Origin of the sequence: Crassaminicella indica, assembly GCF_019203185.1 — a bacterium.
Lineage (GTDB): Bacteria > Bacillota > Clostridia > Peptostreptococcales > Thermotaleaceae > Crassaminicella > Crassaminicella indica.
This window is the reverse complement of the sequence record NZ_CP078093.1, coordinates 995454-1018208: the sequence shown is the minus strand read 5'-3', so window position 1 is coordinate 1018208 and position 22755 is coordinate 995454. Positions and strand designations below refer to the sequence as shown.

The 22755-nt window shown below is 38.9% G+C and carries 11 protein-coding genes and 6 rRNA genes; 5 read left to right on the top strand and 12 right to left on the bottom strand.

Annotation, left to right across the window (positions count from 1 at the left end; genetic code table 11):
- Nucleotides 1–11 precede the first annotated feature (11 nt).
- From pyk to KVH43_RS04855, 5 genes are all read right to left on the bottom strand, one after another.
- Entirely contained in the window at nucleotides 12–1769 is a 1758-nt protein-coding gene (gene pyk / locus KVH43_RS04875) for a pyruvate kinase (RefSeq protein WP_218283737.1), read from the bottom strand.
- A 106-nt stretch (nucleotides 1770–1875) separates the two neighbouring features.
- Nucleotides 1876–2442 carry a glycerol-3-phosphate responsive antiterminator gene (locus tag KVH43_RS04870; protein WP_218283736.1) on the bottom strand — a complete coding sequence of 189 codons (567 nt, stop codon included), beginning with the start codon at nucleotides 2440–2442 and terminating at the stop codon, nucleotides 1876–1878.
- A gap of 493 nt (nucleotides 2443–2935) precedes the next feature.
- Nucleotides 2936–3052, bottom strand: a 5S ribosomal RNA gene (rrf, locus tag KVH43_RS04865).
- A gap of 38 nt (nucleotides 3053–3090) precedes the next feature.
- Nucleotides 3091–6014, bottom strand: a 23S ribosomal RNA gene (locus KVH43_RS04860).
- 141 nt (nucleotides 6015–6155) lie between these two features.
- Nucleotides 6156–7682, bottom strand: a 16S ribosomal RNA gene (locus tag KVH43_RS04855).
- A gap of 646 nt (nucleotides 7683–8328) precedes the next feature.
- On the opposite strand from KVH43_RS04855, the gene KVH43_RS04850 reads away from it, so the two are divergent.
- Nucleotides 8329–8487 (top strand): ribbon-helix-helix domain-containing protein, encoded by a 159-nt coding sequence (locus KVH43_RS04850; RefSeq protein WP_218281828.1) that lies wholly within the window; start codon nucleotides 8329–8331, stop codon nucleotides 8485–8487.
- Nucleotides 8444–8575: a transposase gene (locus KVH43_RS04845; protein ID WP_255547814.1), complete on the top strand. Its 132-nt coding sequence runs from the start codon at nucleotides 8444–8446 to the stop codon at nucleotides 8573–8575. The genes KVH43_RS04850 and KVH43_RS04845 overlap by 44 nt, the downstream gene beginning before the upstream one ends.
- 128 nt (nucleotides 8576–8703) lie before the next feature.
- Here KVH43_RS04845 and KVH43_RS04840 read toward each other — a convergent pair whose 3' ends face one another.
- The 4 genes from KVH43_RS04840 to KVH43_RS04825 form a co-directional block, all read right to left on the bottom strand.
- Nucleotides 8704–9501 carry a YARHG domain-containing protein gene (locus KVH43_RS04840; RefSeq protein ID WP_218283735.1) on the bottom strand — a complete coding sequence of 266 codons (798 nt, stop codon included), beginning with the start codon at nucleotides 9499–9501 and terminating at the stop codon, nucleotides 8704–8706.
- 79 nt (nucleotides 9502–9580) lie between these two features.
- Nucleotides 9581–9697, bottom strand: a 5S ribosomal RNA gene (gene rrf / locus KVH43_RS04835).
- 38 nt (nucleotides 9698–9735) lie between these two features.
- Nucleotides 9736–12659: ribosomal RNA gene (locus tag KVH43_RS04830) — 23S ribosomal RNA — on the bottom strand.
- A 141-nt stretch (nucleotides 12660–12800) separates the two neighbouring features.
- Nucleotides 12801–14327, bottom strand: a 16S ribosomal RNA gene (locus tag KVH43_RS04825).
- The 16S, 23S and 5S rRNA genes sit together here, the layout of an rRNA operon.
- Before the next feature lie 688 nt (nucleotides 14328–15015).
- On the opposite strand from KVH43_RS04825, the gene KVH43_RS04820 reads away from it, so the two are divergent.
- A complete protein-coding gene (locus tag KVH43_RS04820) occupies nucleotides 15016–15177 on the top strand; it encodes a CDIF630_02480 family spore surface protein (protein ID WP_218283734.1) in 162 nt (53 codons plus the stop codon).
- 37 nt (nucleotides 15178–15214) lie between these two features.
- Here the strand turns inward: KVH43_RS04820 and nifJ are convergent, their stop codons facing one another.
- From nifJ to KVH43_RS04805, 3 genes are all read right to left on the bottom strand, one after another.
- Nucleotides 15215–18742, bottom strand: a complete 3528-nt coding sequence (gene nifJ, locus KVH43_RS04815) for a pyruvate:ferredoxin (flavodoxin) oxidoreductase (protein ID WP_218283733.1) — start codon at nucleotides 18740–18742, stop codon at nucleotides 15215–15217.
- Nucleotides 18743–18922: 180 nt separating this feature from the next.
- The gene (locus KVH43_RS04810) at nucleotides 18923–19513 is read right to left on the bottom strand and encodes a uracil-DNA glycosylase (protein ID WP_255547813.1); all 591 of its coding nucleotides are present in this window, start codon (nucleotides 19511–19513) and stop codon (nucleotides 18923–18925) included.
- 29 nt (nucleotides 19514–19542) lie between these two features.
- Nucleotides 19543–20112, bottom strand: a complete 570-nt coding sequence (locus tag KVH43_RS04805; protein ID WP_218283731.1) for a uracil-DNA glycosylase — start codon at nucleotides 20110–20112, stop codon at nucleotides 19543–19545.
- A gap of 142 nt (nucleotides 20113–20254) precedes the next feature.
- Between KVH43_RS04805 and KVH43_RS04800 the strand changes: the two genes are divergently transcribed.
- Together KVH43_RS04800 and KVH43_RS04795 are read left to right on the top strand one after the other, a co-directional pair.
- The gene (locus tag KVH43_RS04800; protein ID WP_218283730.1) at nucleotides 20255–21316 is read left to right on the top strand and encodes a tetraprenyl-beta-curcumene synthase family protein; all 1062 of its coding nucleotides are present in this window, start codon (nucleotides 20255–20257) and stop codon (nucleotides 21314–21316) included.
- 212 nt (nucleotides 21317–21528) lie between these two features.
- A complete protein-coding gene (locus KVH43_RS04795; protein WP_218283729.1) occupies nucleotides 21529–22689 on the top strand; it encodes an FprA family A-type flavoprotein in 1161 nt (386 codons plus the stop codon).
- Nucleotides 22690–22755 lie beyond the last annotated feature (66 nt).

The following is a 22755-nucleotide window of genomic DNA, read 5'->3' as shown; positions in this document are numbered from 1 at the left end:
TTATGCTTTATTTATAATATATTTATTTTTCCACTATATACTTGACCACTTGCACCATCTACAGTTACTACTTGTCCATCCTTTAATACTTTTGTAGCATTCTTCGCTCCAACAATAACTGGCTTTTCTAAATTTAATCCTACAACAGCAGCATGAGAAGTTAGTCCTCCTTCTTCTACAACAATCGCAGAAGCTTTTTCTATATATGGTACCATATCTTTATCTGTTGCTATAGTAACTAAAATATCTCCTTCTTTAAATTTTTCCTCTGCTTCTTTAACATTATTTGCTATGCATACATTTCCTGATTCTAATTTTCTTCCGATTCCCATTCCTTTAAGAAGTACTTCGCCTGCTATATGAACTTTAATTGTATTAGTGCTACCTGCAACACCTACAGGAACTCCTGCTGTAATGATTACTAAATCTCCTGCTTTTATATATTCTGCTTCTAATGCTTTTTTTACCGAAAGGTCGAATATCTCATCTGTTGAATCTCCTTCATCTGTCATAATAGGATATACGTTCCAGTTTAATAATAGTCTTCTTTCAACCTTTTCATTTGTAGTAGCTGCAATAATAGGTGCCTTTGGTCTAAATTTTGATACCATTCTTGCAGTATGTCCTGATGAAGTAGCTGTAATAATTGCTGAGGCACCTAAATCCTGTGCACTTGTACAAGTTGCATGACTCACTGCATCTGTAATACTTATATTTTTTCCTACACTCTTTTCTCTAAGAATTGATTCATAATCTAATGCATTCTCTGTAGTTTTTGCAATATTTGCCATAGTCTTTACAGCTTCAATAGGATATTTTCCAGCAGCTGTCTCTCCAGATAACATAATCGCATCCGTACCATCAAATATAGCATTCGCAACATCTGTTACTTCTGCTCTAGTAGGTCTTGGATTTCTAATCATAGAATCTAACATTTGTGTAGCTGTAATAACTGGTTTTCCTACACTATTACATTTTTGAATCATCATTTTCTGAGCAAGTGGAACCTGTTCTGTTGGAATCTCAACACCTAGATCTCCTCTAGCAACCATTATTCCATCAGATACTTCAATAATCTTATCTATATTATCTACGCCTTCCTGATTTTCAATCTTTGAGATGATTTGAACATCCTCTGCATTATGTTCTTCTAAAACCTTTCTTATTGCAAGTACGTCTTCTGCCTTTCTTACAAAAGAAGCAGCAATAAAATCAATGCCATTTTTAATTCCAAAAATAATATCATCCTTGTCTTTCTGTGTTAAAGCAGGAAGATTGATTTTTACTCCAGGTACATTTACGCCCTTATGATTTTTAATCATACCTGAATTTTTAATCTTACATTTTATATCTGTTCCATCACAAATTTCTAAAACTTCTAATTCTACTAAACCATCATCAATAAGAATTGTATCTCCTGATTTTACATCTTTAGGCAGTTCTTTATATGTAATACTTCCAATAGTTACATCTCCAAGAACTTCTCTTGTTGTTAATGTAAATAATTCTCCTTCATTTAAAAAAGCTTCTCCATTTTTAAAATTTCCAGTCCTAATTTCAGGTCCTTTTGTATCTAATAATATAGCTACAGGTATGCCTAATTCCTCTCTTACTTCCTTTATTGTATCAATTCTCTTTTGATGCTCATCATGACTTCCGTGGGAAAAATTTAAACGCGCCACGTTCATCCCATTTTTAATAAGCTCTTTTAATATCTCTTTCTTCTCACTTGCAGGTCCAATGGTACATACAATTTTCGTTTTTTTCATAAAACAGATCTCCTTTCATTTTGCATAAGCTTGTGTGTGATCCACTTATATTTGTATAAGTTATATAAAAAATATTATAAACCATTAATATTACAGCAATTGATTTTTACATATCCCAAATCTCTTTTCTACTAGTTGATATTCCTATAGCTCCAGCCTTAAGACTTCCTATTACATCCTCTTTATCATTTATCAATCCACCTGCAATAACAGGAATCCTTGTTTTATCATATACATTCTTAATAATTTTTGGCATAATTCCAGGCATAACTTCTATTGCATCAGGTCTTGTAGCTTTTACTGAATTAATTCCTGTCTCAAGAGATAAAGAATCTAATATAAAAAGTCTTTGTATAACAAATATATTCATGCTTTTTGCCTTTTTAACAATACTACTCTTTGTAGTAATAATTCCATCAGGCTTCATATTTTCATAAATATAATTTAATGCAACCGTATCCTTTGAAAATCCTTCCATAAGGTCAATATGTACATATATATTCATTCCTTGACCTTTTACTTTATCTATAATACTTTTTAAGTTGAAAATATTTCCTGTTAATAAAAATATAATCTCACAAGGTGATTTAATAGCTATATCCAATTTCTCCATACTATTTACTGCTGCAATAATGGGACTTGCTCCTACTCTATCATAAAATTTCTTATTCAATAAAATCTCTCCTCAAATAAATAGCTTTCAACAAAAAAAGCACAGCGCTAAACCTATCGTCATAGGTTAACTAGTGCAGCTCTCAAACTCTCATGCCTACAAGTATTTCTTATTATATCATCATAAAAAAAATGTGTAAATACGTGAGAAACAATCCCAAATTTTTCTATAGGCAAACAACTTCAAAATGAAATATAAAAGATAGTTCATTCCAGATAACTTTTGAAAAAACAAAACTTCATTCCATGAAAAAATACTAAACCTTCAAAACTCACTTCGTTCAAACAATGAAGGTTCTTAACGTATTTTTCATGAAATTTCAGTAAGTTTTTTTACAAAAGTTATCGAAGTCATTCACTTATCTTTATATATTTCTTTTTTAATGTTGATGTTGTTTATCTATAGATAAACAATTTTAGAATGGAAAATAAAAAGAACATATTTTCTTATATGTAAAAAACTCACAACGAAATTCATTCGCTGTGAGTTTTCAAACCAGCGACGACCTACTCTCCCAAGGCGTCTCCGCCTAAGTACCATCAGCGCTGAAGGGCTTAACTTCTGTGTTCGGTATGGGAACAGGTGTGACCCCTTCGCTATTGCCACTGGATTATTATATTATACCCTCAAAACTAAACAATGCATATTTTGGTCAAGCCCTCGACCTATTAGTATCGGTCAGCTAAAGACATTACTGCCCTTACACCTCCGACCTATCAACCAGATCGTCTTTCTGGGGTCTTACTGGATTAACTCCATGGGAAATCTTATCTTAAGGGGGGCTTCGCGCTTAGATGCCTTCAGCGCTTATCCCTTCCGTACATAGCTACTCAGCTGTGCCACTGGCGTGACAACTGATGCACCAGAGGTACGTCCATCCCGGTCCTCTCGTACTAAGGACAGCTCCTCTCAAATTTCCTACGCCCACAGCGGATAGGGACCGAACTGTCTCACGACGTTCTGAACCCAGCTCGCGTGCCTCTTTAATGGGCGAACAGCCCAACCCTTGGGACCTACTTCAGCCCCAGGATGAGACGAGCCGACATCGAGGTGCCAAACCTCCCCGTCGATGTGGACTCTTGGGGGAGATAAGCCTGTTATCCCCGGGGTAGCTTTTATCCGTTGAGCGATGGCCCTTCCACTCGGAACCACCGGATCACTAAGCCCGACTTTCGTCCTTGCTCGACCTGTGTGTCTCGCAATCAAGCTCCCTTCTGCCTTTGCACTCTTCGCGCGATTTCCGACCGCGCTGAGGGAACCTTTGGGCGCCTCCGTTACTCTTTAGGAGGCGACCGCCCCAGTCAAACTGCCCACCTGACAGTGTCCCAAAGCTGGATTCACAGCTTATGGTTAGAACTTCAGTATTACAAGAGTGGTATCCCAACGTCGACTCCACACACACTGGCGTGCATGCTTCTCAGTCTCCCACCTATCCTGTACATGTAATACCAAAATCCAGTGTCAGGCTACAGTAAAGCTCCACGGGGTCTTTCCGTCCTGCTGCGGGTAACCGGCATCTTCACCGGTACTACAATTTCACCGAGTCTATTGTTGAGACAGTGCCCAAATCGTTACGCCTTTCGTGCGGGTCGGAACTTACCCGACAAGGAATTTCGCTACCTTAGGACCGTTATAGTTACGGCCGCCGTTTACTGGGGCTTAAGTTCTGTGCTTCACTTTCGTTAACACTTCCCCTTAACCTTCCAGCACCGGGCAGGCGTCAGCCCCTATACATCGTCTTTCGACTTAGCAGAGACCTGTGTTTTTGCTAAACAGTCGCTTGGGCCTATTCTCTGCGGCCACCTCGGGCTTGCACCCTAACGTGGCACCCCTTCTCCCGAAGTTACGGGGTCATTTTGCCGAGTTCCTTAACAATAGTTCTCTCGCTCGCCTTAGGATTCTCTCCTCACCTACCTGTGTCGGTTTGCGGTACGGGCACCTACAATCTCGCTAGAGGCTTTTCTTGACAGTGTGGAATCAGTAAGTTCGCTACTTGTTTTTCGCTCCCCATCACGTCTCAGAATTATCGAAACGGATTTGCCTATCTCGACTTCCTAAACGCTTGGACGCACACAACCAACGGTGCGCTTAACCTATCCTCCTGTGTCACCCCATTGCTCAAACGATTTTCGGTGGTACAGGAATTTCAACCTGTTGTCCATCGCCTACGACTTTCGTCCTCGGCTTAGGTCCCGACTAACCCTGAGTGGACGAACCTTCCTCAGGAAACCTTAGGTTTTCGGCGGGCAGGATTCTCACCTGCCTCTCGCTACTCATGCCAACATTCTCTCTTGTATACAGTCCACTGCTCCTTACGGTACAGCTTCAACCCGTATACAATGCTCCCCTACCCATCCCAAAGGGATGCCGTAGCTTCGGTGACAGGTTTGAGCCCCGGTAATTTTCGGCGCAGGATCACTCGACTAGTGAGCTATTACGCACTCTTTGAATGAATGGCTGCTTCTAAGCCAACATCCTAGTTGTCTATGCAATCCCACATCCTTTTCCACTTAACCTGTACTTAGGGACCTTAGCTGACGGTCTGGGCTGTTTCCCTCTCGACTATGAATCTTATCACACATAGTCTGACTCCTAAAATTATGATTACGGCATTCGGAGTTTGATAGTCTTCGGTAACCGGTGAGGGCCCCTAGGACATTCAGTGCTCTACCTCCGTATCACAACTTTTAAGGCTAGCCCTAAAGCTATTTCGGGGAGAACCAGCTATCTCCGAGTTCGATTGGAATTTCTCCGCTATCCACAAGTCATCCCAGCCTTTTTCAACAGACATGGGTTCGGTCCTCCACGAAATTTTACTTCCGCTTCAACCTGCTCATGGATAGGTCACCCGGTTTCGGGTCTACGGCATACAACTAAAATCGCCCTATTCAGACTCGCTTTCGCTGCGGCTCCGTAGCATAACTACTTAACCTTGCTGCATACCGTAACTCGTTGGCCCGTTCTACAAAAAGTACGCGGTCGTTCATAAAAAGAACTTCCACTGCTTGTAAACATAGGGTTTCAGGTTCTATTTCACTCCCCTCCCGGGGTTCTTTTCACCTTTCCCTCACGGTACTATGCGCTATCGGTCACCAGGTAGTATTTAGCCTTGGGGGGTGGTCCCCCCTGCTTCCCACAAGGTTTCACGTGTCTCGTGGTACTCTGGAGTATACTCAAGCTAGACTAAGTTTCGCCTACAGGACTATTACCTTCTACGGTGAGCCTTTCCAGACTTCTTCAACTACTTATTCTTCGCTCTTATGAGTATATCCACAACCCCTAAAGAAAATTCTTTAGGTTTGGGCTAGTCCCCTTTCGCTCGCCGCTACTTAGGGAATCGAGTTTTCTTTCTCTTCCTCAGGGTACTTAGATGTTTCAGTTCCCCTGGTATGCCTACCATTACCTATGGATTCAGTAATAGTTACTTAAGTATTACCTTAAGTAGGTTTCCCCATTCGGAAATCCCCGGATCAACGCTTGCTTGCAGCTACCCGAGGCTTATCGCAGCTTACCACGTCCTTCATCGGCTCCTGGTGCCAAGGCATCCGCCCTATGCTCTTTATAGCTTGACCAGTAAAAATTGTATTTTATATGCATTGTTCAGTTTTCAAAGTACAAAGCAGTACTACAGAAATATTTATTTCACTGTAGCCCCTTATTTGAAGGTTTGATCCTTCAAAACTATGCAGTATAAGTTAAGCCTTTCTCCTTAGAAAGGAGGTGATCCAGCCGCACCTTCCGATACGGCTACCTTGTTACGACTTCACCCCAGTTATTGATTTCACCTTCGGCAGCTTCCTCCATAAGGTTAGATAGCTGACTTCGGGTGCCCCCAACTCCCGTGGTGTGACGGGCGGTGTGTACAAGACCCGGGAACGCATTCACCGCGGCATTCTGATCCACGATTACTAGCAACTCCAGCTTCATGTGGGCGAGTTGCAGCCCACAATCCGAACTGAGACTGGCTTTTAGGATTTGCTCCAGATTACTCCTTCGCTTCCCGTTGTACCAGCCATTGTAGCACGTGTGTAGCCCAGAACATAAGGGGCATGATGATTTGACGTCATCCCCACCTTCCTCCGAGTTATCCCCGGCAGTCTCTCTAGAGTGCCCATCCGAAATGCTGGCAACTAAAGACAAGGGTTGCGCTCGTTGCGGGACTTAACCCAACATCTCACGACACGAGCTGACGACAACCATGCACCACCTGTCTCTCTGTCCCCGGAGGGATTTCACCGATTAAGGTTAATGCAGAGGATGTCAAGTCCTGGTAAGGTTCTTCGCGTTGCTTCGAATTAAACCACATGCTCCGCTGCTTGTGCGGGTCCCCGTCAATTCCTTTGAGTTTCAGTCTTGCGACCGTACTCCCCAGGCGGAGTGCTTAATGCGTTAGCTGCGGCACCGAAGGGATGAACCTCCGACACCTAGCACTCATCGTTTACGGCGTGGACTACCAGGGTATCTAATCCTGTTCGCTCCCCACGCTTTCGTGCCTCAGCGTCAGTTACAGTCCAGAGAGTCGCCTTCGCCACTGGTGTTCCTCCTAATATCTACGCATTTCACCGCTACACTAGGAATTCCACTCTCCTCTCCTGCACTCAAGCCAATAAGTTTCCAAGGCTTACTACGGTTGAGCCGTAGCCTTTCACCCCAGACTTTATCGGCCGCCTACGCACCCTTTACGCCCAGTGATTCCGGATAACGCTCGCCCCCTACGTATTACCGCGGCTGCTGGCACGTAGTTAGCCGGGGCTTCCTCCTAAGGTACCGTCAGTTTTCTTCCCTTAGGACAGAGTTTTACGACCCGAAGGCCTTCATCACTCACGCGGCGTTGCTGCATCAGGCTTTCGCCCATTGTGCAATATTCCCCACTGCTGCCTCCCGTAGGAGTCTGGACCGTGTCTCAGTTCCAGTGTGGCCGATCACCCTCTCAGGTCGGCTACTGATCGTTGCCTTGGTGAGCCGTTACCTCACCAACTAGCTAATCAGACGCGGGCCCATCCTATACCGCTAAAGCTTTGACTCATGTACCATGCGGTACTAGAGCTTTATCAGGTATTAATCCCGGTTTCCCGAGGCTATCCCTGTGTATAGGGCAGGTTGCCCACGCGTTACTCACCCGTCCGCCGCTTTCCACTAATCAAATCTCCCGAAGGATCATTGACAGCTTCTCGCTCGACTTGCATGTGTTAGGCACGCCGCCAGCGTTCATCCTGAGCCAGGATCAAACTCTCAAATAAAAGAATTCGAATTGAACGTTTCTCGTTTATAACGAGTATCTGGCTTAATTTCTTATACTGTATAGTTTTCAAAGATCAACTTTTTTTACTCAGTCGCCGTTTAGCGACTTAATCAGTTTAACACTTTTTCATCTCACTGTCAAGAACTTTTTTTAACTGCCACAACTTTTTATTTGTTGTATCACTCTACTTAGCATTTACCAAGCTTTTTAATAGTTCTCTTCAGTAGCGACAAGAATTATCTTACCACGTTTATTGTCTTAAGTCAACTAGAATTTTTAAATCGTTTATTCTTTTTTTGAATAATTATTTTTCAGAATGATAACCAAAATTACTAAAGGTAATCACATATCCCATGTCGAAATAATATTTTATCTATTTTTTATAATCCTAAATCTTCTTTATCTTTTTGTGAATTACCACCGAGACATTAATCGGTGGCTTCGTGAGAGGTTTGATATTTAAGTTTCCACCTTAACAGGCAACCCTTTATAATATTTAACTGTTTAATTGTAAAACTTGGCTTAAATTTAAACGATAACTTCATATTTTCACCTCCTTAACATTGTTATCCATGTGTTTATTTTAATACACCATTGATGTATAGTCAACTATGTGCTAAAATTAGTTTAGGAGGTGTTTAAAAATGGCAAGAAAGAATATTAACACTACATTAGACGAAGATTTATACACTGAAATCAAAATATTGGCTATCAAATTAAAAACAAATGCTAATGACTTAATTGAAGAAGGTATGAAGTATGTCATTGAAAAATACAAAAAACAAGACAATAAGTCACAGTAAATATAACATCAATTATCATATTGTTTTCTGTCCTATGTATCGTCATAATATTTTTAAAGACGAATTAGAATATGAATTATTAATCTGAAACCATTCAAAAATATATCCAAACCCAAATAAGAAAAACAAACAGATCAAATGACTAAAAGCCTTTGATCTGTTATTTTTTTAAATTAAACTAAATCTAAAATCACTTTAGGGATAAAGGATCCTATTTTATAAAGGTTTGATTGTTTCTAAAATATCTGGTATATCTAATTTCATTTTTATAAACAATTCCTTTTCAGGATGGTTATCAGGCAAAGGGAAATCAGTTGGAACGCCTATAAAGTATTTAGTGTTATTAACCTCAAAGAACCTCATACTTCCAATAGTATCATATATATCTTGATAATAATTTTCTGATTCAGTATTAACTATAATAAAGAATTCTCCGCATTTTGCTTCCATCTTTTTCGAAGGTTTAAAGTATACAATAATACCCATACTATCCTCAACAACTTCATAATTACCTTTCCAATTAAGAGGAAAGGTAATTGAAAATCCTAGTTTACTACTCTTAAACTGTAAATTCTCTAAGCATTTCTCTAAGTCAGTAATTTTTTTAATATTTTCATTATCAATGTTAGTTAGCATCGATTCAGCATACTTACTAGTTGGTGTATACCAACTTAACTGAGAAAAATAATCACTATATTTTTTTGTAGAAAATATATACCCATATTTTGCATAGATTGAGTTTCTTAAAATTGCTAGATCATTTGCATTTAAGTTTTTTAGTACATTATCTTCAAAAGGTTTATTAAGATTGAATTCATAATTATTTAATAAAAATATTATATCATCTTCTACTTTCTTTTTTTCAATAGTTGTTTCTTTTTTCTTGATTGAAGTTAATTGTTTCTCATTACTAGAAGTATTTGTGTTTTTACTATATGAGCAACTAGACAAAACAATGGAGATTAAGAATACTAAAATAAGTAAATTTTTACCGGATAAATATCTAAATTGCATAATGCCCCCCAACTTTCGCACCTAAATCTTGTACAAAAAAAATCCAAAACGACTTTACTTCGTTTTGGATTATTCATTAAACCAGCGACGACCTACTCTCCCAAGGCGTCTCCGCCTAAGTACCATCAGCGCTGAAGGGCTTAACTTCTGTGTTCGGTATGGGAACAGGTGTGACCCCTTCGCTATTGCCACTGGATTACTATATTATACCCTCAAAACTAAACAATGCATATTTTGGTCAAGCCCTCGACCTATTAGTATCGGTCAGCTAAAGACATTACTGCCCTTACACCTCCGACCTATCAACCAGATCGTCTTTCTGGGGTCTTACTGGATTAACTCCATGGGAAATCTTATCTTAAGGGGGGCTTCGCGCTTAGATGCCTTCAGCGCTTATCCCTTCCGTACATAGCTACTCAGCTGTGCCACTGGCGTGACAACTGATGCACCAGAGGTACGTCCATCCCGGTCCTCTCGTACTAAGGACAGCTCCTCTCAAATTTCCTACGCCCACAGCGGATAGGGACCGAACTGTCTCACGACGTTCTGAACCCAGCTCGCGTGCCTCTTTAATGGGCGAACAGCCCAACCCTTGGGACCTACTTCAGCCCCAGGATGAGACGAGCCGACATCGAGGTGCCAAACCTCCCCGTCGATGTGGACTCTTGGGGGAGATAAGCCTGTTATCCCCGGGGTAGCTTTTATCCGTTGAGCGATGGCCCTTCCACTCGGAACCACCGGATCACTAAGCCCGACTTTCGTCCTTGCTCGACCTGTGTGTCTCGCAATCAAGCTCCCTTCTGCCTTTGCACTCTTCGCGCGATTTCCGACCGCGCTGAGGGAACCTTTGGGCGCCTCCGTTACTCTTTAGGAGGCGACCGCCCCAGTCAAACTGCCCACCTGACAGTGTCCCAAAGCTGGATTCACAGCTTATGGTTAGAACTTCAGTATTACAAGAGTGGTATCCCAACGTCGACTCCACACACACTGGCGTGCATGCTTCTCAGTCTCCCACCTATCCTGTACATGTAATACCAAAATCCAGTGTCAGGCTACAGTAAAGCTCCACGGGGTCTTTCCGTCCTGCTGCGGGTAACCGGCATCTTCACCGGTACTACAATTTCACCGAGTCTATTGTTGAGACAGTGCCCAAATCGTTACGCCTTTCGTGCGGGTCGGAACTTACCCGACAAGGAATTTCGCTACCTTAGGACCGTTATAGTTACGGCCGCCGTTTACTGGGGCTTAAGTTCTGTGCTTCACTTTCGTTAACACTTCCCCTTAACCTTCCAGCACCGGGCAGGCGTCAGCCCCTATACATCGTCTTTCGACTTAGCAGAGACCTGTGTTTTTGCTAAACAGTCGCTTGGGCCTATTCTCTGCGGCCACCTCGGGCTTGCACCCTAACGTGGCACCCCTTCTCCCGAAGTTACGGGGTCATTTTGCCGAGTTCCTTAACAATAGTTCTCTCGCTCGCCTTAGGATTCTCTCCTCACCTACCTGTGTCGGTTTGCGGTACGGGCACCTACAATCTCGCTAGAGGCTTTTCTTGACAGTGTGGAATCAGTAAGTTCGCTACTTGTTTTTCGCTCCCCATCACGTCTCAGAATTATCGAAACGGATTTGCCTATCTCGACTTCCTAAACGCTTGGACGCACACAACCAACGGTGCGCTTAACCTATCCTCCTGTGTCACCCCATTGCTCAAACGATTTTCGGTGGTACAGGAATTTCAACCTGTTGTCCATCGCCTACGACTTTCGTCCTCGGCTTAGGTCCCGACTAACCCTGAGTGGACGAACCTTCCTCAGGAAACCTTAGGTTTTCGGCGGGCAGGATTCTCACCTGCCTCTCGCTACTCATGCCAACATTCTCTCTTGTATACAGTCCACTGCTCCTTACGGTACAGCTTCAACCCGTATACAATGCTCCCCTACCCATCCCAAAGGGATGCCGTAGCTTCGGTGACAGGTTTGAGCCCCGGTAATTTTCGGCGCAGGATCACTCGACTAGTGAGCTATTACGCACTCTTTGAATGAATGGCTGCTTCTAAGCCAACATCCTAGTTGTCTATGCAATCCCACATCCTTTTCCACTTAACCTGTACTTAGGGACCTTAGCTGACGGTCTGGGCTGTTTCCCTCTCGACTATGAATCTTATCACACATAGTCTGACTCCTAAAATTATGATTACGGCATTCGGAGTTTGATAGTCTTCGGTAACCGGTGAGGGCCCCTAGGACATTCAGTGCTCTACCTCCGTATCACAACTTTTAAGGCTAGCCCTAAAGCTATTTCGGGGAGAACCAGCTATCTCCGAGTTCGATTGGAATTTCTCCGCTATCCACAAGTCATCCCAGCCTTTTTCAACAGACATGGGTTCGGTCCTCCACGAAATTTTACTTCCGCTTCAACCTGCTCATGGATAGGTCACCCGGTTTCGGGTCTACGGCATACAACTAAAATCGCCCTATTCAGACTCGCTTTCGCTGCGGCTCCGTAGCATAACTACTTAACCTTGCTGCATACCGTAACTCGTTGGCCCGTTCTACAAAAAGTACGCGGTCGTTCATAAAAAGAACTTCCACTGCTTGTAAACATAGGGTTTCAGGTTCTATTTCACTCCCCTCCCGGGGTTCTTTTCACCTTTCCCTCACGGTACTATGCGCTATCGGTCACCAGGTAGTATTTAGCCTTGGGGGGTGGTCCCCCCTGCTTCCCACAAGGTTTCACGTGTCTCGTGGTACTCTGGAGTATACTCAAGCTAGACTAAGTTTCGCCTACAGGACTATTACCTTCTACGGTGAGCCTTTCCAGACTTCTTCAACTACTTATTCTTCGCTCTTATGAGTATATCCGCAACCCCTAAAGAAAATTCTTTAGGTTTGGGCTAGTCCCCTTTCGCTCGCCGCTACTTAGGGAATCGAGTTTTCTTTCTCTTCCTCAGGGTACTTAGATGTTTCAGTTCCCCTGGTATGCCTACCATTACCTATGGATTCAGTAATAGTTACTTAAGTATTACCTTAAGTAGGTTTCCCCATTCGGAAATCCCCGGATCAACGCTTGCTTGCAGCTACCCGAGGCTTATCGCAGCTTACCACGTCCTTCATCGGCTCCTGGTGCCAAGGCATCCGCCCTATGCTCTTTATAGCTTGACCAGTAAAAATTGTATTTTATATGCATTGTTCAGTTTTCAAAGTACAAAGCAGTACTACAGAAATATTTATTTCACTGTAGCCCCTTATTTGAAGGTTTGATCCTTCAAAACTATGCAGTATAAGTTAAGCCTTTCTCCTTAGAAAGGAGGTGATCCAGCCGCACCTTCCGATACGGCTACCTTGTTACGACTTCACCCCAGTTATTGATTTCACCTTCGGCAGCTTCCTCCATAAGGTTAGATAGCTGACTTCGGGTGCCCCCAACTCCCGTGGTGTGACGGGCGGTGTGTACAAGACCCGGGAACGCATTCACCGCGGCATTCTGATCCACGATTACTAGCAACTCCAGCTTCATGTGGGCGAGTTGCAGCCCACAATCCGAACTGAGACTGGCTTTTAGGATTTGCTCCAGATTACTCCTTCGCTTCCCGTTGTACCAGCCATTGTAGCACGTGTGTAGCCCAGAACATAAGGGGCATGATGATTTGACGTCATCCCCACCTTCCTCCGAGTTATCCCCGGCAGTCTCTCTAGAGTGCCCATCCGAAATGCTGGCAACTAAAGACAAGGGTTGCGCTCGTTGCGGGACTTAACCCAACATCTCACGACACGAGCTGACGACAACCATGCACCACCTGTCTCTCTGTCCCCGGAGGGATTTCACCGATTAAGGTTAATGCAGAGGATGTCAAGTCCTGGTAAGGTTCTTCGCGTTGCTTCGAATTAAACCACATGCTCCGCTGCTTGTGCGGGTCCCCGTCAATTCCTTTGAGTTTCAGTCTTGCGACCGTACTCCCCAGGCGGAGTGCTTAATGCGTTAGCTGCGGCACCGAAGGGATGAACCTCCGACACCTAGCACTCATCGTTTACGGCGTGGACTACCAGGGTATCTAATCCTGTTCGCTCCCCACGCTTTCGTGCCTCAGCGTCAGTTACAGTCCAGAGAGTCGCCTTCGCCACTGGTGTTCCTCCTAATATCTACGCATTTCACCGCTACACTAGGAATTCCACTCTCCTCTCCTGCACTCAAGCCAATAAGTTTCCAAGGCTTACTACGGTTGAGCCGTAGCCTTTCACCCCAGACTTTATCGGCCGCCTACGCACCCTTTACGCCCAGTGATTCCGGATAACGCTCGCCCCCTACGTATTACCGCGGCTGCTGGCACGTAGTTAGCCGGGGCTTCCTCCTAAGGTACCGTCAGTTTTCTTCCCTTAGGACAGAGTTTTACGACCCGAAGGCCTTCATCACTCACGCGGCGTTGCTGCATCAGGCTTTCGCCCATTGTGCAATATTCCCCACTGCTGCCTCCCGTAGGAGTCTGGACCGTGTCTCAGTTCCAGTGTGGCCGATCACCCTCTCAGGTCGGCTACTGATCGTTGCCTTGGTGAGCCGTTACCTCACCAACTAGCTAATCAGACGCGGGCCCATCCTATACCGCTAAAGCTTTGACTCATGTACCATGCGGTACTAGAGCTTTATCAGGTATTAATCCCGGTTTCCCGAGGCTATCCCTGTGTATAGGGCAGGTTGCCCACGCGTTACTCACCCGTCCGCCGCTTTCCACTAATCAAATCTCCCGAAGGATCATTGACAGCTTCTCGCTCGACTTGCATGTGTTAGGCACGCCGCCAGCGTTCATCCTGAGCCAGGATCAAACTCTCAAATAAAAGAATTCGAATTGAACGTTTCTCGTTTATAACGAGTATCTGGCTTAATTTCTTATACTGTATAGTTTTCAAGGATCAACTTTTTACTTGGTCGCCGTTTAGCGACTTAATCAGTTTAACACTTTTCTATCTCACTGTCAAGAACTTTTTTTAACTGCCACAACTTTTTATTTGTTGTATCACTCTACTTAGCATTTGCCAAGCTTTTTAGTAGTCCTCTTCAGTGGCGACAAGAATCATCTTACCACGTTTCTTGTCTTAAGTCAACTAGAATTTTCTTCTAGATTTAAAAGGTTGCTTTTTATGAGCAACGGATATTACTATAACATATATCATTATATATGTCAATATTTTTATCAATTTTTTTGTAATATATAGGTAAACAACTTCAACATGAAAAAAAGAAATATATAAAGATAAGTGAATGACTTCGATAACTTTTGTAAAAAAACTTACTGAAATTTCATAAAAAATACGTTAAGAACCTTCATTGTTTGAACGAAGTGAGTTTTGAAGGTTTAGTATTTTTTCATGGAATGAAGTTTTGTTTTTTCAAAAATTATCTTGAATGAACTGTTCTTTATATTTCTTTTTGAAACTGTTTATCTACGGATACCTATAATTTACCTTATACTGCTATTAATAGATTTTATCAACTTTGAAAATACTAATAATAAGGAGGGATACTATGTCCAAAATCAAATTAAATAAAAACACAAAGCCAATAGAAAATCACAAAACTGCTCCTTGGACAAATATACAAAACTTAAAACTAGAATCTAGCGTTCCTATTCCTAACGAATTAGAAGTAGAAAACGCAAAGGAATGGGTAGATGAAAACGAAAAATAAAAGAGTATCCAGGTCAAAGAACCTGGACTCTTTTTTATTAATATTTCATTTCTGCTAAACGCTTATAAATACTATATCTTTCTTTTGCATGCTCCTGAGCTGCATTAAATAAGTTTTCTGCAATATCTGGGAATGTATTTTTAAGCTGAGTATATCGAATCTCACCTTCAATATATTCTCTAAAAGATGCTGTTGGTTCTTTAGAATCTAAAACAAATGGATTCTTTCCTTGTTTATTTAAGTCAGGATTATATCTATATAGATGCCAATATCCTGCATCTACTGCTTTTTTCTCTTGTGCTACAGTTGTTCCCATTCCTGTTTTAATTCCATGATTTATACATGGTGCATAACAAATAATAAGAGATGGTCCTTTGTACTTTTCAGCCTCTTTAATTGCTTTGATGGTCTGATTCATATTTGCACCCATAGCTACTTGTGCAACATATACATACCCATAGCTCATAGCCATCAATCCTAAATCTTTCTTTCTTATTTTCTTACCAGATGCTGCAAATTTTGCTACTGCTGCTGTTGGTGTTGCTTTAGATGATTGTCCTCCTGTATTAGAGTACACCTCTGTATCAAATACTAATACATTTATATCATCTCCAGATGCAAGAACATGGTCAAGTCCTCCATATCCGATATCATAAGCCCATCCATCTCCACCAACAATCCATACAGATTTTTTAATAAGAAAATCTTTTTTCTCTAATATCTCTTGAACAACTTGATTATCTTTATGATTATGTGCTATTAAAACAGCAAGTAGCTTTTGTGCTGCTTTTTTGCATTCTTCTCCATCTTCCATTACTTCTATATAATCTCTCATTGCAGCTTTACATTCTTCATCTAAATCTGAACTTTGAGCCTCATTCATTAAATCTCTCAATCTCTCTCTTATTTGTTCTATACCTAGATACATACCGTAACCATACTCCGCATTATCTTCAAATAATGAATTTGCCCAAGCAGGCCCTTTCCCTTCACAATTAGTTGTAAATGGAACAGAAGGTGCACTTCCTCCCCAAATAGAAGAACAGCCTGTAGCATTAGCGATCATCATACGATCTCCATAAAGCTGGGTAATAAGTTTTAAATATGCTGTCTCTCCACATCCTGCACAAGCACCCGAGAATTCAAGTAAAGGCTTTAAAAACTGACTTCCCTTAACAGTATATTTGTTCATTAATTCATCTTTTATAGAAATATTTTTCACTGCATATTCCCAATTATCTTTTTCTCTAGCCATTTCCTCTTCAGCATTCACCATTACTAAAGCTTTTTGAGGTGCTGGACAAATATCTGCACAGTTTCCACAGCCTGTACAATCTAATGGACTTACTTGAATTCTATATTGTAAATTTTCCATACCTTTTCCTAAAGCTTTCTTTGTATTAAAACTCTCTGGTTTATTTTTCATTTCTTGCTCATTAAGTAAAAATGGTCTAATAGTTGCATGTGGACATATATATGAACACTGATTACATTGAATACATTTGTCTACCTGCCACTGAGGAAGCATTACAGCAATACCTCGTTTTTCATAAGCTGTTGTTCCTAATGGGAAAGTTCCATCTTCTATTCCATTGAATGCACTTACTGGTAAATTATCTCCTTCATTTTTAGCCATTGGTCTTTGAATATGTTTAACAAAATATGGTTCATCTGCAATTGGTGCTTTTTCATCCATAAGATTTGTCCAATTGCTTGGAACATTTACTTTTACTAATTCTTTTACCCCTTGATCAATTGCTTTATGATTCATTTGAACAATTTTTTCACCTTTTTTTCCATAGGTTTTTACAACTGATTCTTTTAGATATCTTACAGCATCTTCTATAGGAATCACCTTAGCTAACTTAAAAAATGCTGACTGCATTATCATATTTATTCTTCCACCAAGACCAATTGCTTGTGCAATTTTTACTGCATCAATAATATAAAAATTAATATTTTTCTCAGCAATCACTCTTTTAAGAGATGCTGGTAATTTTTCATCAAGCTCTTCTTCTGTCCACGGGCAGTTGAGTACAAACGTTCCATTTTGTTTGATTCCTTTTAATAAATCATAATGATTTACATAGGATTTATTATGGCAAGCAATAAAATCAGCATAATTAATTAAATAAGTAGATTTTATTGGTTTTTTTCCAAATCTTAAATGAGATATAGTTGTTCCTCCTGATTTCTTACTATCGTAGGAAAAATAAGCTTGAGCATAAAGATCTGTATTATCTCCTATAATTTTAATAGCCATTTTGTTAGCTCCAACAGTTCCATCAGAACCTAATCCCCAGAATTTACAGCTTATTGTTCCTTCTGGAGTAGTCTCAATTGCTTTTTCCTCTTCTAATGAAGTATGACTTACATCATCTATGATGCCAATAGTAAAACCATTCTTTGGAGTATCCTTTTTAAGGTTGTTGTATACAGCTACAATCTGATCTGGAGTAGTATCCTTTGAACCAAGACCATATCTTCCTCCTACAATGATTGGTTGATTTTCTTTATCATAGAAAAGACTCCGTACGTCAGTATATAAAGGCTCTCCTACAGCTCCAGGTTCTTTTGTACGATCAAGTACTGCAATTTTCTTCACACTCTTAGGCAATACATTAAAGAAGTATTTTTCTGAGAAAGGTCTATACAGCCTTACTTTTATTACACCTACTCTTTCTCCTTTAGCCATCAAATAATCCACTGTCTCTTCAATTGTTTCACAAACTGAACCCATTGCAACAATTACATACTCAGCAGCAGCATCACCATAATAGTCAAATGGATGATACTCTCTTCCTGTAATTTTACTGATTTTCTTCATATAATCTGCTACAATATCTGGTACCTTTTCATAGAACACATTAGATGCTTCTCTTCCTTGAAAATAAATATCAGGATTTTGTGCTGTACCCCTCAGAACTGGTCTTTCAGGATTTAATGAACGATTACGAAAATCTTTTACTGCTTCAAAATCTAATAATTTTCTAAAATCTTCATAATCGATTAATTCTACCTTTTGAATTTCGTGAGAAGTTCTAAATCCATCAAAGAAATGTAAAAATGGTACTCTAGACTTTATAGCAGCTAGATGAGCGATTCCTCCTAAATCAATAACTTCCTGTACACTACTAGATGCAAGTAATGCAAAACCACTTTGTCTTGCTGCCATAACATCCTGATGATCTCCAAATATAGATAATGCGTGAGTTGCCAACGCTCTAGCACTTACATGAAATACCCCTGGAAGTAATTCACCAGCCATTTTATACATATTTGGAATCATCAAAAGCAATCCTTGAGATGCTGTATAAGTAGTAGTCAACGCTCCTCCTTGCAAAGATCCATGCATAGCTCCTGCAGCACCTGCTTCAGATTGAAGCTCTGAAACCTTTACAGGCTGTCCAAACAAATTCTTTTTTCCTTTAGCAGCCCATTCGTCCACTTTCTCTGCCATAGGAGAAGAAGGGGTAATAGGAAAAATTGCTGCTACTTCTGTAAAAGCATAAGATACATAAGCTGCAGCTTCATTCCCATCCATTGTCTTCATCTTTTTTGTCATTCTTGATCCTCCTTTTTATCAATCTACTTAATTATTGTTTTCATATTTATATCAGATTATTTCAGTATCTAATGCTTATTGTTTACTTTTTTAGGATTATAATACATAAAATCACATTTTACTGCTTTTACACCATATTATTAAATTAAATTAAAAGACTAGGATAATATACTTCGTACCCTAGTCTTTTAATGTACTTTCTTTAAATTTTTTCAACTTTTTTAAATCATCTATATATACTTCTTTTAGTTCCCTTCTATAGATAACTGCTGCAGGATGATATAAAGGAAATAAATCATATTCCTTATTCTTTATGTTTACTTTAATATTTTTTCCATGAAGCTCTCCAATTTTGTTATTTTCATTACTCATCATAGTTTTCAATGGTACATTTCCAAGAGTAACAATTACTTTAGGTTTTATAATATCAATCTCATCAAAAAGATATTCTTTAAAGTCCTCTATCTCTTTTTTAGATGGAGCTCTATTTATTTCACGCCCTGTTTTACTGCTTTTTCTTGTCGGTCTAAACTTCACTGTATTAGTAATATAAAGTTCACCTCTATCCAATTCTAAAATATTAAGAAATTCTTCAAGATGTTTTCCTGCTTGACCTACAAATGGTAATTTCTCCTCTACCTCTTTTGCTCCAGGAGCTTCTCCTATAAGAACTATTGCACTATTAATACTTCCATTTCCTAATACAATTTCCTTATCTTTATGTTCGTCTAATATTTTTTTATTGAGTTCTTCTATTTGTTTTTCCTTCAACAAAAACATCCTTCCTATATCATTATAATCTACTTATTTTCTTGTTCTTTTAATTCTTCATATTTCTCCTTCACTTTTTTAAAGTCTTCCCAAAAAGGCCTTTTTTTAAGCGCATCTCGAAGTACTGCTGAAGGATGGTATGTTGGCAAAATCCATATGTCTTTTTTACAATGCCACTTTCCTCTATCTTGTGTAATTTTTAAATTCGTATCAATAATATTAATAGCAGCTATTTTTCCTAAACATACGATAATACTAGGCTTTATCAATTTTACTTGCCATCTTAGATAAGGAATACAAGCTTGCATTTCATCCTTCTCAGGATTTCTATTGTTAGGGGGTCTGCATTTTACAATATTTGCAATATATACCTCATCTCTTGTAAAGCCTATCGCTTCAATAGCTTTAGTAAGGAGCTGTCCTGCAGGTCCTATAAAAGCTACTCCCTCCTTGTCCTCATAATATCCTGGCCCTTCTCCTACAAACATAATATCTGCATTTTTATTTCCCTGTCCAAAAACAACCTTTGTCCTACCCTTATGGAGTTTACATTTTTTGCACCCATAAACAAAAGCTTTTACTTCTTCTAAAGTATACATAAAATCCGCCCCTAAAAATGATTTCTTATCATTATAATAGCATAAATTTACATTCTTTTGTTTAAAATACTATAGATATAGCATATTTTATACTTATTATATAAACATCATTAACAAAAAAATATATAAAGGAATGAGCTATATGATCAAACCCATTTATCAATCGAAAACTATTTATAATTTTGTAAAAAAAGTATTTCCACAAGTAAAAAAAGAATTAATGTACTGGGAAAAATCAGCTAGTATAATTCCTAATACCACATTATCCTATCAAGCTATATCAAGTATACAAAAGAAATCTTTTCACTCTCAAGGAGGATGTATTTACAGCTTATACTATGGTCATGTTGATAAAAAGCTCATTCAATTTATTGTAGCCCTTCAAACAATCAGTGATTATCTTGATAATCTATGTGATAATGTTGGAGTAAAAAATGAAAAATCTTTTTTACAGCTTCATTATGCAATTACAGATAGCTTAAAGCCAGATAATGTTTTTCATGATTATTATAAGTACTATCCTTACAAGGAAGATGGAGGCTACCTATATAATTTAGTAAAAACATGTAAAAACTATATAAAAACACTCCCTAGCTTTCATTTAATTCAAAGCACAGCTTTATTCTTAGGAAAATTATATAGTGAAATGCAAAGCTACAAGCATATCCAAAAGCATAAAAGAGAAAAATCATTGAATGACTGGGCAAGTCATTATCTTCATTTATATGATAACTTATCTATTTGGGAATTTTCTGCTGCAGCAGGTTCAACACTAGGAATTTTTCTACTCTGCACAATAAGCAAAGAAAAAAATTTAGATAAAAAACACATAGAAAACATAATAAATGCATATTTCCCTTATATATGCGGTCTTCATATATTATTAGATTATTTTATTGATGAAAGAGAAGATTTAGCTACAGGAGATTTAAACTTTATATCCTATTATAAAAATAATAAAGAAAAAGAAAAACGACTTATATATTTTTTGAAGCAAGCTTTGAATAGATCTAAGTATTTACAAAATCCACTTTTTCACATAACTGTCATAGAAGGACTTCTATCAATGTATCTTTCTGACCCAAAAACAAATTTCAAAGAAGAAAAAATCATTGCTAAAAGCATATTAAAAAAATCATCCTATACTACAAACATTTTATATACTTCCTGCAAATTACTGAGAAGAAAAAAAATAATAAAATAATTAAGATATAATTAAACAACTTCAAAACTCACTTCGTTCAAACAACATTGATTTTGTTTATCTATAAGAAATTATCAATTTATATTTATAACACTAAATCAAAAAGTTTAGGAACTAAATAAATGTGTATAATAATAGTGTATAAGTAAATTTGAAAATCTTATAAATGCTTCGATATAACTAAGCAATGAAGATTTTGAGGAGGTATAAAATTGCAACCTGTAGAACTGAAAAAAGACATTTATTGGGTAGGAGCCATTGATTGGGATTTAAGAAATTTTCACGGCTACTTGACACAAAGAGGATCTAGCTATAATGCATACTTAATAATTGATGAGAAAATAACCCTTATAGATACTGTAAAAGGACTTTTTGCAGATGAATTATTAGATAGAGTATCTAAAATAATTGATCCTAGCAAAATAGATTATATAGTATCCAACCATGTAGAGATGGATCATTCAGGATCACTACCTAAAATACTAGAGCTTGCTAAAAACGCAACTGTAATAACAAGTCCAAATGGATTAAATGGCTTAAAAGCACATTATAAAAAAAATTGGAATTTTAAAATTATAAAAAGTGGAGAACATTTAAGCTTAGGAAAAAGAACATTAGAATTTATTCTTACTCCAATGGTTCACTGGCCAGATAATATGGTCTGCTATATACCACAGGAAAAAATATTATTCTCAAATGATGCATTTGGACAGCATATCGCTTCTACTGAAAGATTTGATGATATGTATTCTTTTGAAGTAGTAATGGAGGAAGCAAAAAAATATTATGCAAATATTGTGCTTCCCTATGGAACACAAGTTCAAAATGTATTAAAATCGGTATCAGGATTAGATATAAAAATGATTGCTACAAGCCATGGACTTATTTGGAGAGAGCATATTTCAAAAATAGTAGAGGAATATACTAAATGGGCATCTAATAAAACAGAAAAGAAAGCTGTAATCGTATATGATACTATGTGGAATTCAACTAAAAAAATAGCAAGTAAAATTCAGCAGGCTTTTGAAGATAAAGGATATAAAACTATACTTAAAAATCTTCAAACAAATCATATTTCAGATATTATGACGGACATAATTACTTCTGAATACATCTGTGTTGGTTCTCCTACTCTAAATAACAATATGATGCCAAATACAGCTGGTTTTCTTACTTATTTAAAAGGATTAGCACCAAAGAATAGAAAAGCAATTGCCTTTGGTTCTTATGGCTGGGGAGGCCAAAGCATAAAGCAAATAGCTGATGCATTAACAGAGGCAGGTTTTAAAGTTGAAGATAATATTAAAATAAATTATATACCAAATCGAGAAGATTTAAATAAAATGATTGAACTATTAAAAGAAAAGCTTTAAAAACCTCTATAAAAATAAGAAACCCTCTAGGAAAATAATTCTGGAGGGTTTCTTGTTTTTACAGTG

Bases quoted from the DNA above. Each gene is read 5' to 3' on its own strand.
- pyk (WP_218283737.1), bottom strand. From the start codon at position 1,769: ATGAAAAAAACGAAAATTGTATGTACCATTGGACCTGCAAGTGAGAAG.
- KVH43_RS04845 (WP_255547814.1), top strand. From the start codon at position 8,444: ATGTCATTGAAAAATACAAAAAACAAGACAATAAGTCACAGTAAATAT.
- KVH43_RS04850 (WP_218281828.1), top strand. From the start codon at position 8,329: ATGGCAAGAAAGAATATTAACACTACATTAGACGAAGATTTATACACT.
- KVH43_RS04840 (WP_218283735.1), bottom strand. From the start codon at position 9,501: ATGCAATTTAGATATTTATCCGGTAAAAATTTACTTATTTTAGTATTC.
- KVH43_RS04800 (WP_218283730.1), top strand. From the start codon at position 20,255: ATGATCAAACCCATTTATCAATCGAAAACTATTTATAATTTTGTAAAA.
- KVH43_RS04805 (WP_218283731.1), bottom strand. From the start codon at position 20,112: ATGTATACTTTAGAAGAAGTAAAAGCTTTTGTTTATGGGTGCAAAAAA.
- KVH43_RS04820 (WP_218283734.1), top strand. From the start codon at position 15,016: ATGTCCAAAATCAAATTAAATAAAAACACAAAGCCAATAGAAAATCAC.
- nifJ (WP_218283733.1), bottom strand. From the start codon at position 18,742: ATGACAAAAAAGATGAAGACAATGGATGGGAATGAAGCTGCAGCTTAT.